We start from the raw sequence: 15351 nt of genomic DNA, 5'->3' as shown, positions 1-15351 counted from the left end.
ACGCAGGGGCTAGGTTAGGCACTCATGGCAAAAGTTATCGGTATTGATCTCGGCACCACCAATTCGTGCGTCGCGGTGATGGAGGGCGGAAAGGCCAAGGTCATCGAGAATGCGGAGGGCGCGCGCACCACGCCGTCGATCGTCGCCTTCGCGAAGGATGGCGAGCGACTGATCGGTCAGCCGGCCAAGCGCCAGGCGGTGACCAACGGCGACAATACCATCTTCGCGGTCAAGCGCCTCATCGGCCGCCGCTTCGACGACCCGGTGACCAAGAAGGACACCGAGCTGGTCCCCTACAAGATCGTGCGCGGCCAGAACGGCGACGCATGGGTCGCGGCCGGCGGCAAGGAATACAGCCCGTCGCAGATTTCGGCCTTCACGCTCCAGAAGATGAAGGAAACCGCCGAGAGCCATCTGGGCGAGACGGTGACGCAGGCGGTCATCACCGTGCCGGCGTACTTCAACGACGCGCAGCGCCAGGCGACCAAGGACGCCGGGCAGATCGCGGGGCTGGAGGTGCTGCGCATCATCAACGAGCCGACCGCGGCGGCGCTGGCCTACGGCCTCGACAAGCAGGACGGCAAGACGATCGCGGTCTACGACCTGGGCGGCGGCACCTTCGACGTCTCGATCCTGGAGATCGGCGACGGCGTGTTCGAGGTGAAGGCGACCAACGGCGACACCTTCCTGGGCGGCGAGGATTTCGACAACAAGATCGTCGACTATCTGGCGCAGGGCTTTCAGAAGGATGAGGGCATCGACCTCACCAAGGACAAGCTGGCGCTCCAGCGGCTGAAGGAAGCCGCCGAGAAGGCGAAGATCGAGCTGTCGTCGGCGCAGTCGACCGAGGTCAACCTGCCCTTCATCACCGCCGATCAGAACGGCCCGAAGCATCTCGTCCGCACGATCACCCGCGCCGATCTGGAGCGGCTGGTCGAGGACCTCGTCAAGCGGACGCTGGAACCCTGCAAGAAGGCGCTGGCCGATGCCGGGCTGAAGGCGGACGACATCGCCGACGTCGTGCTGGTGGGCGGCATGACCCGCATGCCGCGCGTGCGCGAGGTGGTGAAGCAGTTCTTCGGCAAGGATCCGCACACCGGCGTGAACCCGGACGAGGTCGTCGCGATGGGCGCCGCGATCCAGGCCGGCGTGCTGCAGGGCGACGTGAAGGACGTGCTGCTGCTCGACGTGACCCCGCTGTCGCTGGGTATCGAGACGCTGGGCGGCGTGTTCACGCGCATGATCGATCGCAACACGACGATCCCGACGAAGAAGTCGCAGACCTATTCGACCGCGGACGACAACCAGGGCGCCGTCACCATCCGCGTGTTCCAGGGCGAGCGCGAGATGGCGGCCGACAACAAGATGCTGGGCCAGTTCGATCTGGTCGGCATCCCGCCCGCGCCGCGCGGCGTGCCGCAGATCGAGGTGACGTTCGACATCGACGCCAACGGCATCGTCAACGTGTCGGCCAAGGACAAGGGCACCGGCAAGGAGCAGCAGATCCGCATCCAGGCATCGGGCGGCCTGTCCGATTCCGACATCGAACAGATGGTGCGCGACGCGGAAAGCTTCGCCGAGGAAGACAAGAAGCGCCGGGCCGCGGCGGAGGCGAAGAACAACGCCGAGAGCCTGATCCACACCACCGAGCGCCAGCTGGCCGACAACGGCGACAAGGTGGACGACGCGCTGAAGGGCGAGATCCAGTCCGCGATCGACGCCGCGAAGGCGGCGGTCGAGGGCGGCGATCCCGAGGCGATGAACGAGAAGAGCCAGGCGCTGGCGCAGGTCGCGATGAAGCTGGGCCAGGCGATCTACGACAAGCAGCAGCAGTCGGAAGCCGCGCCGCAGGCGGGTGCGACCGAGGCCGAGGCCAAGAAGGACGACGTGGTCGACGCGGAGTTCTCCGAGGTCGACGACCAGAAGTGACCGTAAGCCCCCTCTCCCCTTCGAGGGGAGAGGGTCGGGGTGAGGCGCGGAGAGGAAAGGTAGCGATGCAACGTCCACCAGCGCTCGTGGCCGCACCTGCCCCCTTCTTTCCGTCATCCCCGCGCAGGCGGGGATCCAGACGCACTGACGCTGCGGCTCTTTTCCTCACGTCAGCCTGTCTGGATTCCCGCCTGCGCGGGAATGACGTTGCCATGATCCGGGTCGCGCATACCCCCCGATCCGACGCCGAGGCCGCATGACCGAAGTCGACTATTACGAGCTGCTCGAATGCGAGCGCACCGCGGACGCCGCGACGATCAAATCGTCATACCGCAAGCTCGCGATGAAATATCACCCCGACAAGAATGCCGGGTGCAAGGAGTCCGAGGCCAAGTTCAAGGCGGTCAGCGAGGCCTATGACTGCCTGAAGGATCCGCAGAAGCGTGCCGCCTACGACCGCTTCGGCCATGCCGCGTTCCGGCAGGGCATGGGCGGCGGCGGCGGACACGGCGCGCAGGATTTCTCCGGCTTCTCCGACATCTTCGAAAGCGTGTTCGGCGAGTTCATGGGCGGGCGCGGCGGCGGCGGCGGGCGCCAGGTCCGCCGCGGCGCCGATCTGCGCTACGACATGGAGATCACGCTCGAGGAAGCGTTCCACGGCAAGGAGACGGAGATCACCGTCGACATCTCCGCCGCCTGCGACAGCTGCCACGGCTCGGGGTCGAAGCCGGGGACCCACGCGCACACCTGCCATCACTGCCAGGGCCAGGGGAAGGTCCGCGCGCAACAGGGCTTCTTCGTCGTCGAGCGCGCGTGTCCGGTCTGCCACGGCTCGGGCGAGGTCATCACCGACCCCTGCCCCGATTGTCGCGGCGAGGGGCGCGTCGAGAAGACCAGGACGCTCGCGGTCAACGTGCCCGCCGGCGTCGACGAGGGGACGCGCGTGCGCCTGACCGGCGAGGGCGAGGCGGGCGCGCGCGGCGCTCCGCCGGGCGACCTCTACATCTTCCTCCACGTGAAGCGGCACGCGATCTTCGAGCGCGAGGGAACGACGCTGTTCGCGCGCGCGCCGATCAGCTTCACCACCGCCGCGCTCGGCGGCACGATGTCCATCCCCGGGCTCGACGGCCGCCGTCACGAGGTGAAGATCCCCGCCGGCATCCAGTCGGGCCGCCAGCTCAAGCAGCGCGGCGCCGGCATGCCGGTGTTGCAGGGCCGCGGCCACGGCGACCTGGTCATCCAGGTCGATGTGGAGACGCCCAGCAAACTTACCGCCCGCCAGCGCGAACTTCTGGAGATGTTCCGCGAGACCGAGACAGGTGAGGAATGCCCGCAATCGCAGGGCTTCTTCTCGCGGCTGAAAAGTGCTCTGGCCGGCGAATGAACCAACATCGCCAACATCGGTGCGGCCTGATCGCGGTCGTGGGCGCGCCGAACGCGGGGAAATCCACCCTCGTCAACGCGCTCGTCGGCCAGAAGGTCGCGATCGTCAGCCCCAAGGCGCAGACCACCCGTACCCGCCTGATGGGCGTCGCGATCCGTGACGAGACGCAGCTGCTGCTGGTCGACACCCCCGGCATCTTCGAGCCCCGCCGCCGCCTCGACCGCGCCATGGTTGCCGCGGCCTGGGGCGGGGCGGAGGGTGCGGACGTCATCGCGCTGGTGGTCGACGCCAAGGGCGGGCTGGGACCGAAGGTGACGGAGATCGCGGAAGGGCTGAAGGACCGCCGCGAGCCGATCTACCTGATCCTCAACAAGGTGGACATCGCCGACAAGCCGAAGCTGCTGCTCCACGCCGAGCGGTTGAACGCGATCCTGTCGTTCAGGGAGACGTTCTTCGTCTCGGCACAGACCGGCGACGGCCTGTCCGAGCTGAAGGATGCGCTGGCCGACGCCATGCCCGAGGCGCCGTGGCATTTCCCCGAGGATCAGGTGTCCGACGCCAGCGAGCGCGCGCTTGCCGCCGAGGTGACGCGCGAGCAGCTCTACCTCCAGCTCCATGCCGAGCTTCCCTACGCCAGCGTGGTGGAGACCGAGAAATTCGCCGACCGCGGCGACGGCTCGACCGAGATCCACCAGCAGATCCTGGTCGAACGCCCCACCCAGCGCGCGATCGTGCTCGGCAAGGGCGGCGCGCGCATCCGCGAGATCGGCGCCCGCGCGCGCGCGGAGCTGGCCGTGCTGCTCGACCGCCCCGTCCACCTCTACCTGCACGTCAAGGTGAAGCCCGGCTGGGACGAGGACCGCGGCGTCTACCGCGATATCGGGCTCGACTGGGTGGAGTGACGAACGAGGCAGATCGTAACAAGCAACAGATCGTTACGCATCCGCGTTCTCCCCTCGTCATGACGCTCGCCGCGCGGCTCCGCGCCTTCCTTTCCGAAGAGACATGGGATTTCGCGCCCCATGAACGCCCGGCCATGCCCGGATCGCCCGGCTCCCCGGAGCATCCGGCGCGGCGCCGCATCGCCTATGGCGCGGTGGCGACGCTGCTGGGGCTGACCGGCGGGCTGGGCAATGCGCTGGTGGCGGCCAACACCACGACGCTGGCGGGGTCGCTCGGGCTCGACCCGGCGGAGATCGCGTGGCTGCCGACCGTCTATGTGATGACGAACGTCAGCATCAACCTGCTGCTCATCAAGTTCCGCCAGCAATTCGGGCTGCGCCCCTTCGCGGTCATCTTCATCGCGCTGTACGCGGTGCTCACGCTCGCGCATTTGTTCGTCCACGACTTCGCCTCCGCCATCCTGGTGCGTGCGGCCAGCGGCATGGCGGGCGCCGCGCTCAGCACCTTCTCGCTCTATTACTTCATGCAGGCCTTTCCCGCACCGTGGCGGCTGCGCGCGATCGTGGTCGGGATCGGGGTGCCGCAATGCGCCACGCCGCTGGCGCGCCTGTTCTCCCCCGAACTGCTGGCGATGAGCCAGTGGCGCACGCTCTATCTCTTCGAACTGGGGCTGGCGCTGATGAGCCTGGGCGCGGTGCTGGCCTTCCGCCTGCCACCGACGACGCGGCAGAAGGCATTCGAACGGCTCGACTTCGTGACCTTCGTCCTCTTCGCGATGGCCGCCGCGCTGTTTGCCGCAGTGCTGGGGCTGGGACGGATCGTGTGGTGGACGCAGGCGACATGGATCGGCTGGGCGCTGGTCGCCGCGATCCCGCTCCTCGCCGCCGCGCTCGTGATCGAGCACCACCGCGCCAACCCGCTGCTCAACACCCGCTGGCTGGCGAGCGCCGACATCGTCCGCTTCACGGTCGTCACCATCATGGCGCGGATCGTCCTGTCGGAGCAGAGCTATGGCGCGGTCGGGCTGCTGACGGTGCTGGGGCAGAACAACGACCAGCTGATGCCGTTCTTCACCATCATCCTGATCGCCAGCATCGCCGGCGTGGTGGCCAGCGCGGTGACGCTCGACGTCAACCGGCTGGCGCACCCCGTCATGCTCGCGATCGGGCTGGTCGCGGTCGCCGCCTGGGCGGATTCGCACGCCACCAGCCTGACGCGCGCGCCGCAGCTCTACCTGACGCAGGCGACAATCGCGTTCTGTGCGACCTTCTTCCTCGGCCCGTCCCTGCTGTTCGGGATGACGCGCGCGCTCCAGCAGGGGACCGGGCACGTCATCAGCTTCATCGCGCTGTTCGGCATGATCAATTCGCTCGGCGGCCTGGCCGGCACCGCGATGCTTGGCACCTATCAGGTGGTGCGCGAGAAAGCGAACAGCGCCGCGCTGGTGCAGCAGATCGACCCCACCGACCCGCTCGTCCAGGCCCGGCTACAGGCCGGGGCCGGCGGGGTGGCGCGGGTGGTGGGTGATCCGGCGCTGCGCAGCGCGGAGGGCGGCGCCCTGCTGTCGCAGACCGCTACACGGGAGGCGAACGTGCTGGCCTATGACGACGTCTTCCGCCTGATCGCGGTGTTGGCCGCGCTGACCTTCCTCTACCTCCTCTTCCTCCTTGCGCGCCGCCAGTGGCGCGAACGCCGGGCGATCGCCGCATGACCGATACTTCCATCTCCGCCGCTCCCGCTACCGAGGAACGCGAGGCCGAAGCCGCCCCCGCCCCGACGGCACCGGCGCCGGCACCGGCGGGCTCCGGTTGGCGGCCACCCGCGCTGTCGGCGCGCAGCCTTGCGCTGGTCGCGGTGCTGGTGCTGGCCGGGATCGCCGCGGTGCTGGCGGCTTGGCGGATCTGGCCCTTCGACAGCGCAGTCCAGTCGACCGACAACGCCTATGTCCGCGGGCGCACGACGGTCATCGCGCCGCAGGTGTCGGGCTATGTCATCCGCGTGCTGGTCCACGACTTCGATCGGGTCGCCGCCGGCCAGCCGCTGGTGGAGATCGACCGGCGCATCTATGCGCAACGCGTCGACCAGGCGCAGGCGCAGGTGGAGGCCGCCGCCGCCACGCTCGCCAACAGCCGCCAGTCCGCCGCCAGTCGCAACGCCAGCTTCGGTGCGCAGGAGGCCGCGGTCGCCAATGCGCAGGCGCAGCTGATGCGCGCGCAGGCCGATATGAACCGCGTCAACGACCTCGTCACCGATGGCTCGGTGTCGCTGCGCGAGCGCGACCAGACGCTCGCTGCGCTGCGTCAGGCGCAGGCGCAGGTGAAGCAGGCCGCCGCCGCCCGGGAGATCGCGCGGCAGGACATCCGCACGGTGGAGGTCGGCCGCGGCGGGCAGCAGGCGGGCGTGTCGGGCGCGCAGGCCGCGCTGCGGCTGGCGCGGATCGACCTCGCCAATACCGTCATCCGCGCACCCGAAGCCGGGCGGCTGAGCGAGGTGGGCGTCCGCGTCGGGCAATATGTCACCGCGGGTTCGCAGCTGATGTTCCTGGTGCCGCCCGAAACCTGGGTCATCGCCAATTTCAAGGAGGCGCAGACCGCCCGGATCGCGGTGGGGCAACCCGCCACCTTCACCGTCGACGGACTGGCCAACGCACGACTGACCGGACGCGTCGAGCGCATCTCGCCTGCCGCGGGCAGCGAGTTCGCGGTGCTGAAGTCCGACAACGCGACGGGCAATTTCACGAAGGTGCCGCAGCGGATCGCGGTCCGGATCCGCATCGATCCCGGCCAGCCGCTCGCCGCGCGGTTGCGCCCCGGCATGTCGGTGCAGGCGCATGTCGACACCGCCACGGCGGTGGCGCGGTGAGGCGGCGTTCGCTGCTGCTGGCGCCGGTGATGCTGGCGGGATGCACCCTGCCCGGCCCCCGCGCCGCCGCGCCGCCCGCCGCCGCGGTCGTGCCCCCGCCGGCGTGGCGTACCGCGCTGCCGGGCGACGCCGCGATAGCGGGCGAATGGTGGCAGGGATTCGACGATCCGCAGCTGACCGCGCTGGTCGAGCGCGCGCTGGCCAACAACGTCGACATCGACATCGCGGTGGCACGGGTGGAGGAAGCGCGCGCCGCAGAGGCGCTGGCGCGGGCGCAGCTGCTCCCGACGATCGGTGGCACCGTGCCGGAAACGCAGGGTCAGTCGCTGAGCGCGCTGGGCCGGGCGACGCAGTCGGCGGCGGTCCAGCCCAACGTCACCGCCAGCTTCGACCTCGATTTGTTCGGGCGGCTGCGGCAGGCGACGCGGGCGGCGCGCGCGCAGCTGCTGGCGACCGAGGCGGCGCGCGATACGGTGCGCCTCGCCACCGCGGCGGCGGCGGCATCGGGCTATGTCACGCTCCGCGCGCTCGACCAGCGGCTGGCGATCGCGCGGCAGACGCTGGCGGCGCGGGCCGATTCGCTGAGGATCGCCCGGCGGCGGTTCGAGACCGGCTATACCTCGCGGCTGGAATATCGGCAGGCGCAGGGCGAATATGCCGCGACCGCTCAGCTCGTCCCCGCCGCCGAACTGGCGATCACCCGGGCGGAGAACGCGCTGGCGGTCCTGACCGGCGACACGCCGCGGGCGATCGCACGGGGCCGCGCACTGAAGGCGATCGCCACGCCGCCGATCCCGGGCGGGCTGCCCGCGGACCTGCTGCGCCGCCGTCCCGACATCTTTCAGGCCGAGCAGACGCTGGTCGCGGCCGACCGCACGCTCGACAGTCAGCGCGCCGCGATGCTGCCCAATATCGCGCTCACCGGGTCTGCGGGCGTGGTGCTGTCGACCGCGCTGTCGCAGCCGGTCGCGCTGTTCTCGCTGGGGGCGAGCATTCTGGCGCCGATCTTCGACGGCGGACGACTGCGGGCGCAGGAGCGGGCGGCGACCGCGCGGCGCGACCAGGCGGCCTTCGCCTATCGCCGTACCGCGCTGACGGCGTTTCGCGAGGTCGACGATGCGCTGGCCGGGGTGCGGCGCACCGGGGAGCAGGCCAGCGCGCTCGGGGATCAGGCGGCGGCGGCGCGGGGCGCACTCCAGAATGCGTCCAACCGCTACCGCGCGGGTTATTCGGGCTATATCGAACAGCTGGATGCGCAACGGAACCTGCTGACCGCGGAACTGTCGCTGGTGCAGGCGCAGGCGGATCGTCTGACCAGCTATATCGCGCTGTATCAGGCGATGGGCGGCGGCTGGTCGCGGGCGGACGTGGCGGCGGTCGCACGACCGTAGAGCGTGATCCAAGTCGATCGCTTGCCTCGATGGCGGCGGTGGGCGACACTCCCGAGCAGGGAGAGGTCATCCATGATCGAGTTCTTCTTCGACTGTTCGTCGCCGTGGACGTGGCTGGGCTTCGAGAGCATCCAGCCGCTGGGCGCCGATCTGGGCGTCGGGATCACGTGGCGGCCGATCCTGGTCGGCGGCGTGTTCAATACGGTCAACCGATCGGTCTATGCGCAGCGCGCCGATCCGGTGCCGGCCAAGGCGCGCTACATGGCGAAGGACCTGCGCGACTGGGCGCGACTTCAGGGGCTGGAGATCCGCTTTCCGCCGAGCGTCTTCCCGGTCAACAGCGTGAAGGCGATGCGCGCGTGCTGCTGGCTGGGGCAGGACTGCGTCCCCTTTGCGCGCGCCGCATTCCGGGCCTATTGGACCGACGACCGCGACCTGTCGGACGACGCGGTGCTGCGCGGCGTCGCGGCGGAGGTGGGGGTCGATGGCGACGCGATGGTCGCGGCGATCGGCGACGAAGCGGTCAAGGCGCAGCTACGCACCAACACCGACGAGCTGATCGCGCGGGGCGGGTTCGGGTCGCCGACGATCTTCGTCGGCGGCGACGACATGTATTTCGGCAACGATCGCATGCCGCTGGTGCGCGCCGCGGTGGAAGCGCGGTTATAACCTTGTTATAACCAATGCAACCGACTATGTTGGGGCTATGGAAACTGCGCTGCGAAAGATGGGAAACTCGGTCGGGATGATCGTACCGAAGGCTATCCTGCAAGAGCTCGGCGCTACGGTAGGAACGCCTCTGGACGTTCGCGTTGATGCCGGTCGCGTGATCGTCACCCCGTTACGCAAAGCGCGCAGCGGCTGGGCCGAGGATGCTGCCTGCCTCGCGAGCCACGAGATCACCGTCGAAGAGAAAGAGTGGCTCGACGTTGCCGTGGAAGGTGATTGCGAGCTCGACTGGTGAAGCGCGGCGAGGTGTGGCTGTGCACGCTCGATCCGACCATCGGGCGTGAGATCCAGAAGACGCGCCCCTGCGTCATCGTCTCGCCGGATGAGTTGAACGGCCGCGCGCCGACCATGATCGTCGCTCCGCTCACCAGTGGCAGTCACCCCGCCCGCTTCCGGATGCCGGTCTCCTTTCGCGGCAAGGATGGACTTGTTCTTCCCGATCAGATCAGGACGCTGGACCGTCGACGACTGGTCAAGCGGCTGGGGGCGCTTGATGGCCCAACGCTCTCGGGAGTGCTGGGCATTCTCACGGAAATGTTTACGATCTGATCGAACCGCACCGCGGTAGCGACCGGGCGCTCAGGTACACCTTCTACCCCGCCGCCGATGGACGGCGGGGCGCGTGGCTCAATACACCCGCTTCTTCGGCTTGATGTATTCCGCGTCGTCGGTGAGCGTATAGTCGTGGACCGGGCGATAATCGATCGCGACCGCGCCGCCCTTGCCGCCCCAGCCATCGAAGGTGCTGGTGGTGTGCTTCATCCAGTTGGCGTCGTCGCGCTCGGGGAAATCCTCGTGCATGTGCGCGCCGCGGCTTTCCTTGCGGTTGTCGGCGCTCTTCATCGTCACGACCGCCTGGCCGATCAGATTGTCGAGCTCCAGCGTCTCGACCAGATCGGTGTTCCAGATCAGCGAGCGGTCGGTGAGGCCGATGTCCTGCATCCCGCGGTTGATGCCCTCGATCTTCTGCACGCCCTCCGCCAGCAGCGCGGTGTCGCGGAACACGGCGCAGTGCTTCTGCATCGTCTTCTGCATCTCGGCGCGCAGCTGCGCGGTGGGCGTCGCCCCCTTGGCATGGCGGAAGTGATCGAGCCGGCCGAGCGCCATCTCCTCCGAGCCCTTGGGCAGCGGGTTGTGCGAGGTGTTCGGCTTCAGCGTCTCCCTGAGGCGCAGGCCGGTGGCGCGGCCGAAGACGACGAGGTCGATCAGCGAATTGGAGCCGAGACGGTTGGCGCCGTGGACCGAGACGCACGCCGCCTCGCCCACCGCGAACAGGCCGGGCACGATCGCATCGGGGTTGCCGTCGCGCGGATTCACGACCTCGCCGTGATAGTTACACGGGATGCCGCCCATGTTGTAGTGGACGGTGGGCGTGACGGGGAGCGGCTGGCGCGTCAGGTCGACGCCCGCGAAGATCTTCCCCGTCTCGGTGATGCCCGGCAGCCGCTCGTGCAGCACCTTGGGATCGATATGGTCGAGGTGGAGGAAGATGTGGTCCTTGTCCTTGCCGACGCCGCGGCCCTCGCGCATCTCCATCGCCATCGAGCGCGCGACGACGTCGCGGCTGGCGAGGTCCTTTGCAGACGGAGCGTAGCGCTCCATGAAGCGCTCGCCCTCGGAGTTGGTGAGGTAGCCGCCCTCGCCGCGCGCACCCTCGGTGATGAGGACGCCCGCGCCGTAGATGCCGGTCGGGTGGAACTGGACGAACTCCATGTCCTGGAGCGGCAGCCCGGCGCGCAGCGCCATGCCATTGCCGTCGCCGGTGCAGGTATGCGCCGAGGTCGCCGACTGGTACACGCGCCCGCCGCCGCCGGTGGCGAGGACCACCGCGTGGCTGCGGAAGCGGTGGATCGAGCCGTCCTCCATGCACAGCGCGATCACGCCGCGGCAGGCCCCATTCTCCATGATGAGGTCGAGCGCGAAATATTCGACGTAGAAATCGGCGTCGTACTTCAGCGACTGCTGGTACAAAGCGTGAAGCATGGCGTGGCCGGTGCGGTCCGCCGCGGCGCAGGTGCGCTGCACGGGAGGCCCCTCGCCCATGTTCTGCATGTGGCCGCCGAACGGGCGCTGGTAGATGGTGCCATTGTCGTTGCGGCTGAACGGCACGCCGGCGTGCTCCAGCTCGTACACCGCGGCCGGCGCCTCGCGCACCATATATTCGATCGCGTCCTGGTCGCCGAGCCAGTCGGAGCCCTTGACGGTGTCGAACATGTGCCACGACCAGTGATCGGGCGAGTTGTTGCCGAGCGACGCGGCGATGCCGCCCTGCGCCGCGACGGTGTGCGAGCGGGTCGGGAACACCTTGGTGATGCAGGCGGTCTTCAGCCCGCTCTCCGCGATGCCCATCGTGGCGCGCAGCCCCGATCCGCCCGCGCCGACCACGACCGCGTCATAGGTATGATCGATGATCTTATACGCATCAGACATCAGGCGGCGGCTCCGAAGGCGACCTTGAGGATCGAGAAGATGGCGATGGCGGCGGTCGCGACGGTGAAGACGTTCAGCAGGATCATCATCACGAAGCGATTTTCCTTGTGCGAATAATCCTCGATCACGACCTGCAGCCCGAGGCGGAAGTGGTAGAAGACCGAGGCGATCAGCAGCACCATCGGCACCGCCGCCCACATCGAATGCAGCCACAGCCGCACCGTGACGTAATCATAGGACGGCAGCGTCGCGATCGACGCCAGCAGCCACGCCATCAGCAGCAGGTTGGTGCCCGCGGTCAGCTTCTGATGCCACCAGTGGTGCGCCCCGGCGTGCGCGCTGCCCAGCCCGCGGACCCGGCCGATCTCGGTGCTCATCACTTGATCCCCAGATAGAGCCAGAAGGCAACCGTCAGCAGCGCCGAGGCGACGAAGGTCAGCATGGCGAAGGTGCGATTGGCCTTCAGCTCGAACGCCGCGCCGGTGTCCATCACCAAGTGGCGGATCCCGCTCATCATATGCTGGAACAGCGACCAGGTGAGCCCGACGCCGACGATCCAGCCCAGCACGTTGAGCCGGCCGGTCGAGGTCGTGAACACGTCGAGGAAGGTGGCATAGGCATCCGCCCCCGATGCGATCGCCGCCAGCCACCAGACGAGCAGGACCGTGCCCACGGTCGCCATGCCGTCGCCGGTCACGCGATGCATGATCGACGCGGTCATCGCCGGGCTCCAGCGATAGTGGATCGCGAGCGGGCCGCTGAACAGGTGCGGGCTGCGCGGGCGGTCGGGTCTGGTGGCCAAGCGCTGGTTCCTTGAAGAGCTACGGGTCGGTCGAACGGTTTGGCGCGGTCTATGCGGCGTGGCGCGCACGGATGCAAGCACCCGGCTTACCCCGCCGCCGCGTCGCGATGAACGCCGCGCCCTAACTCCTTGTTTACCACTGCCGCGGTAGGTCGGTGCGTCGAACTTTGCCGTGCTGGAGAAATAGCTTGAGCGCTCGGGTCATGCCGCCGCCCACCACCGTTGCCCGCAGCGTCGATCTGGCGTCGCGCATCCGTGCCTTCGACGGCGACGGCACGCTGGTGAGCCGTGCGGCGGAACTGTGGTCGATCATCGGACCGCGCGCGGCGGAAGTGTCCGAGGCCTATTGGATCTCCTGGCGTCAGTCGCACCCGGGCCAGGTGGAATGGGCGCATCTGCAAAACCAGCAGCGCGTCGACGCCGGGGTCAATTATCTGCGCAACCGCCTCAACCACCTGAACGGCTATGCCTGGGTCGAGTCGCTGGAGCGGTCCGTGGCGGCCGCGATCGCCGCCAACATCTCCACGATGTCGCTGCTGGCGATGTCGTGCGCGGCGGACCGCGCCGCGATGCAGGTGCTGACGGAGACGCTGGATCGCGACGATCCGCGTTACCACACCCTGATCGACACGCTGATGTGCCTGTTCGGGATGGAGACCGAGCTGACGGTGGAGCTCTTCGCGGGCTACGACCGCATCTTCGCCCAGGCCAAGCGCGATCAGCTGTCGGACGAGTTCCGCGACACGATCACCGCGAGCGTGGCGGACACCAACGGCGAGAGCGGCACGCTGCGGGCGCAGGCGTCGAGCACGTCGTCGTCGGTGCGCGGCATGCTGGGCAAGACCAGCGAGGTCGCCGCCGCCGCGGAACAGTCCGCCGTCGCGATGCGCGACGCCGCGGCGACCGCCGCCGGGCTGATCCGCGCGATCGAGGATGCGCGCGCCGAGGTCGAGATCGCCGCCGACGTCGCCACACGCGCCGCCGCGCAGGCGGGCGACGCGGTCGCGGTATCGGGCGCGCTGAGCGACCATGCCAAGTCGATCGAATCGATCCTGGGGCTGATCCGCGACATCGCCGGGCAGACCAACCTGCTGGCGCTGAACGCCACGATCGAGGCGGCGCGCGCTGGCGATGCCGGGCGCGGCTTCGCGGTGGTGGCGCAGGAGGTGAAGAGCCTGGCCAGCCAGACCGCGCGCGCGACCGACGACATCGCCGCCAAGATCGCCGCGATCCAGGCCGCGACGCAGGTGACCGTCGACACCAGCGCCTCGATCCGCGACACCGTCGCCGAGGTGCAGGGCTCCGCCACGCGCATCCGTACCGCGATGGAGGCGCAGGCGCAGACCGTCACCGCGATCACCGCCGCGGTCGACGAAACCGCGCTCGCCGCCGATTCGATGTCGCACACGATCGGCGCGATCCGCCAGGATACCGAAGCGGTCGCGACCGAGATCGACCAGCTGGGCCGCGGGTTCGATTCGCTCGCCGGCCGGCTGGGGGCGCTCGATACCCATGCGCTCGATTTCGCGACCAAGGTCGCGGCCTGAATCGACGTGGGGCAGCGGAACGATCGATGACCACGCTCGCGCATCCGTCGGACTGGGATGGGTCCATCGCCCCGTCCTGTGCCCGGATCGTCGCCATCGTCGATGCGGCGGACAACGGCTGGACCGGCGCCTCCGCCGCGTTCTGGAACCTCTATCTGTCGCTGGGCGAGGTGCCGCAGGTCGCGCGTCCCGCGAGCGCAGCCGACATGAACCGCCACATCGCGCGCGGCCGCCGCTATGGCCGGCTGCGCTATGCCGCGCCGCTGAGCGATGCGTGGCGCACCGCGCTGATCCGCTATGTCGAGCAGACGCAGAATGTCGGCGTGCCGCTCGGCGCCTTTTTGAAGGCGATGGCGGCCAGCAACGCGCATGTGCTGTCGCTGCTCGAACGGGGCGTCGCGGGCGACACGGCGCGGCTGAGCGTCATGGCCGATACCATCCAGCGGATCGCGCTGGTCGAGGCCGAGCTGATGGCCGATCATCTGGCGCATATGGCGGCGGAGCGCGACCGCGCCGACCGGCAGGCACGCGGCGCGGCGTTCCGCACCAGCATCGCCGACGGTATCGAGGAGATCGACGGCGAAGGCGTGGAGATCCGCGAGCAGGCGGCGGGCAGCGCCGCCGCCACGCGGCGGATGCTGGGCAAGACCAGCGAGGTCGCCGCCGCCGCCGAGCAATCCGCGCTGGCGATGCGCGACGCGGCGTCGACCGCCGCCGGGCTGATCCGTGCGATCGGCGAGGTGCAGGGACAGATGCGCAACTGCGCCGACACGCTGGAGGCGGCGTCGGGCCGCGCCAGCGGCGCGGTCGCGGCGAGCGCGGCGCTGAGCGACCATGCCAAGTCGATCGAATCGATCCTGGGGCTGATCCGCGACATCGCCGGGCAGACCAACCTGCTGGCGCTGAACGCCACGATCGAGGCGGCGCGCGCTGGCGATGCCGGGCGCGGCTTCGCGGTGGTGGCGCAGGAGGTGAAGAGCCTGGCCAGCCAGACCGCGCGCGCGACCGACGACATCGCCGCCAAGATCGCCGCGATCCAGGCCGCGACGCAGGTGACCGTCGACACCAGCGCCTCGATCCGCGACACCATGGCCGAGGTGCAGGGTGCCGCCGATGCGGTGCAGCAGGCGATGCGGACGCAGGCGATGACCGTCACCGCGATCACCGCCGCGGTCGACGAGACCGCGCTGGCGGCGGACACGATGTCGCACACGATCACCTCGATCCGGCACGATGCGGAGGAGATGGCGAACGGCATGGACGCGCTGGGCGGGTCGCTGATCCACCTGGGCGGGCGGTTCGACCATCTGCGCGAGGCCGCCGCGACCTTCGCGTCCAGCGTGGCATAACGTCGCCGGGGCCGCTACACGCCCC

General features: G+C 69.2%; 14 protein-coding genes. 11 read left to right on the top strand and 3 right to left on the bottom strand.

The genetic code is table 11. From position 1 onward, the window contains the following. Nucleotides 1-24 precede the first annotated feature (24 nt). From dnaK to PGN23_RS05465, 9 genes are all read left to right on the top strand, one after another. A complete protein-coding gene (dnaK, locus tag PGN23_RS05505) occupies nt 25-1929 on the top strand; it encodes a molecular chaperone DnaK (RefSeq protein WP_335297351.1) in 1905 nt (634 codons plus the stop codon). Between the two features lie 256 nt (nt 1930-2185). Further along, nucleotides 2186-3313 carry a molecular chaperone DnaJ gene (dnaJ, locus tag PGN23_RS05500; RefSeq protein ID WP_335297353.1) on the top strand — a complete coding sequence of 376 codons (1128 nt, stop codon included), beginning with the start codon at nt 2186-2188 and terminating at the stop codon, nt 3311-3313. Beyond that, complete coding sequence (gene era / locus PGN23_RS05495; RefSeq protein ID WP_335297355.1) at nt 3310-4215, top strand: GTPase Era; 906 nt, start codon at nt 3310-3312, stop codon at nt 4213-4215. Before dnaJ ends, era begins: the two co-directional genes overlap by 4 nt. Nucleotides 4216-4349: 134 nt before the next feature. Next, entirely contained in the window at nt 4350-5927 is a 1578-nt protein-coding gene (locus PGN23_RS05490; RefSeq protein WP_335297357.1) for an MFS transporter, read from the top strand. Continuing rightward, nucleotides 5924-7078, top strand: coding sequence for an HlyD family secretion protein (locus PGN23_RS05485; RefSeq protein ID WP_335297359.1), 1155 nt, complete (start codon nt 5924-5926; stop codon nt 7076-7078). The genes PGN23_RS05490 and PGN23_RS05485 overlap by 4 nt, the downstream gene beginning before the upstream one ends. Nucleotides 7079-7107: 29 nt before the next feature. Further along, nucleotides 7108-8469, top strand: a complete 1362-nt coding sequence (locus PGN23_RS05480; protein ID WP_335302088.1) for an efflux transporter outer membrane subunit — start codon at nt 7108-7110, stop codon at nt 8467-8469. A 72-nt stretch (nt 8470-8541) separates the two neighbouring features. Next, on the top strand, nt 8542-9138 hold the full coding sequence (locus tag PGN23_RS05475) for a 2-hydroxychromene-2-carboxylate isomerase (RefSeq protein WP_335297362.1): 597 nt from the start codon (nt 8542-8544) through the stop codon (nt 9136-9138). 37 nt (nt 9139-9175) lie between these two features. After that, nucleotides 9176-9433 carry an AbrB/MazE/SpoVT family DNA-binding domain-containing protein gene (locus PGN23_RS05470; protein ID WP_335297363.1) on the top strand — a complete coding sequence of 86 codons (258 nt, stop codon included), beginning with the start codon at nt 9176-9178 and terminating at the stop codon, nt 9431-9433. Next, complete coding sequence (locus PGN23_RS05465) at nt 9430-9747, top strand: type II toxin-antitoxin system PemK/MazF family toxin (RefSeq protein WP_335301823.1); 318 nt, start codon at nt 9430-9432, stop codon at nt 9745-9747. The genes PGN23_RS05470 and PGN23_RS05465 overlap by 4 nt, the downstream gene beginning before the upstream one ends. A 78-nt stretch (nt 9748-9825) precedes the next feature. Here the strand turns inward: PGN23_RS05465 and sdhA are convergent, their stop codons facing one another. Genes sdhA through sdhC form a run of 3 tightly spaced genes read right to left on the bottom strand, consistent with a single transcriptional unit; the run spans nt 9826 to nt 12430 of the window. Beyond that, on the bottom strand, nt 9826-11628 hold the full coding sequence (gene sdhA / locus PGN23_RS05460; protein ID WP_335301821.1) for a succinate dehydrogenase flavoprotein subunit: 1803 nt from the start codon (nt 11626-11628) through the stop codon (nt 9826-9828). Then, complete coding sequence (gene sdhD, locus PGN23_RS05455) at nt 11628-12005, bottom strand: succinate dehydrogenase, hydrophobic membrane anchor protein (protein WP_335301819.1); 378 nt, start codon at nt 12003-12005, stop codon at nt 11628-11630. The genes sdhA and sdhD overlap by 1 nt, the downstream gene beginning before the upstream one ends. Then, nucleotides 12005-12430 carry a succinate dehydrogenase, cytochrome b556 subunit gene (gene sdhC, locus PGN23_RS05450; RefSeq protein WP_335297366.1) on the bottom strand — a complete coding sequence of 142 codons (426 nt, stop codon included), beginning with the start codon at nt 12428-12430 and terminating at the stop codon, nt 12005-12007. The genes sdhD and sdhC overlap by 1 nt, the downstream gene beginning before the upstream one ends. 203 nt (nt 12431-12633) lie before the next feature. On the opposite strand from sdhC, the gene PGN23_RS05445 reads away from it, so the two are divergent. Both PGN23_RS05445 and PGN23_RS05440 read left to right on the top strand, forming a co-directional pair. Further along, nucleotides 12634-13977: a methyl-accepting chemotaxis protein gene (locus tag PGN23_RS05445; protein ID WP_443019743.1), complete on the top strand. Its 1344-nt coding sequence runs from the start codon at nt 12634-12636 to the stop codon at nt 13975-13977. Between the two features lie 26 nt (nt 13978-14003). Continuing rightward, nucleotides 14004-15326 (top strand): methyl-accepting chemotaxis protein, encoded by a 1323-nt coding sequence (locus tag PGN23_RS05440; RefSeq protein ID WP_335301817.1) that lies wholly within the window; start codon nt 14004-14006, stop codon nt 15324-15326. The last annotated feature ends 25 nt before the right edge of the window (nt 15327-15351 follow it).

The organism is Sphingomonas adhaesiva, from assembly GCF_036946125.1.
Taxonomy (GTDB): Bacteria; Pseudomonadota; Alphaproteobacteria; order Sphingomonadales; family Sphingomonadaceae; genus Sphingomonas; species Sphingomonas adhaesiva_A.
This window is presented reverse-complemented; position numbering and strand designations above follow the sequence as displayed.

Bases quoted from the DNA above. Each gene is read 5' to 3' on its own strand.
- era (WP_335297355.1), top strand. From the start codon at position 3,310: ATGAACCAACATCGCCAACATCGGTGCGGCCTGATCGCGGTCGTGGGC.
- PGN23_RS05445 (WP_443019743.1), top strand. From the start codon at position 12,634: ATGCCGCCGCCCACCACCGTTGCCCGCAGCGTCGATCTGGCGTCGCGC.
- PGN23_RS05480 (WP_335302088.1), top strand. From the start codon at position 7,108: ATGCTGGCGGGATGCACCCTGCCCGGCCCCCGCGCCGCCGCGCCGCCC.
- sdhA (WP_335301821.1), bottom strand. From the start codon at position 11,628: ATGTCTGATGCGTATAAGATCATCGATCATACCTATGACGCGGTCGTG.
- PGN23_RS05440 (WP_335301817.1), top strand. From the start codon at position 14,004: ATGACCACGCTCGCGCATCCGTCGGACTGGGATGGGTCCATCGCCCCG.
- sdhD (WP_335301819.1), bottom strand. From the start codon at position 12,005: ATGAGCACCGAGATCGGCCGGGTCCGCGGGCTGGGCAGCGCGCACGCC.
- PGN23_RS05470 (WP_335297363.1), top strand. From the start codon at position 9,176: ATGGAAACTGCGCTGCGAAAGATGGGAAACTCGGTCGGGATGATCGTA.
- dnaK (WP_335297351.1), top strand. From the start codon at position 25: ATGGCAAAAGTTATCGGTATTGATCTCGGCACCACCAATTCGTGCGTC.
- PGN23_RS05485 (WP_335297359.1), top strand. From the start codon at position 5,924: ATGACCGATACTTCCATCTCCGCCGCTCCCGCTACCGAGGAACGCGAG.
- PGN23_RS05475 (WP_335297362.1), top strand. From the start codon at position 8,542: ATGATCGAGTTCTTCTTCGACTGTTCGTCGCCGTGGACGTGGCTGGGC.
- PGN23_RS05490 (WP_335297357.1), top strand. From the start codon at position 4,350: ATGCCCGGATCGCCCGGCTCCCCGGAGCATCCGGCGCGGCGCCGCATC.
- dnaJ (WP_335297353.1), top strand. From the start codon at position 2,186: ATGACCGAAGTCGACTATTACGAGCTGCTCGAATGCGAGCGCACCGCG.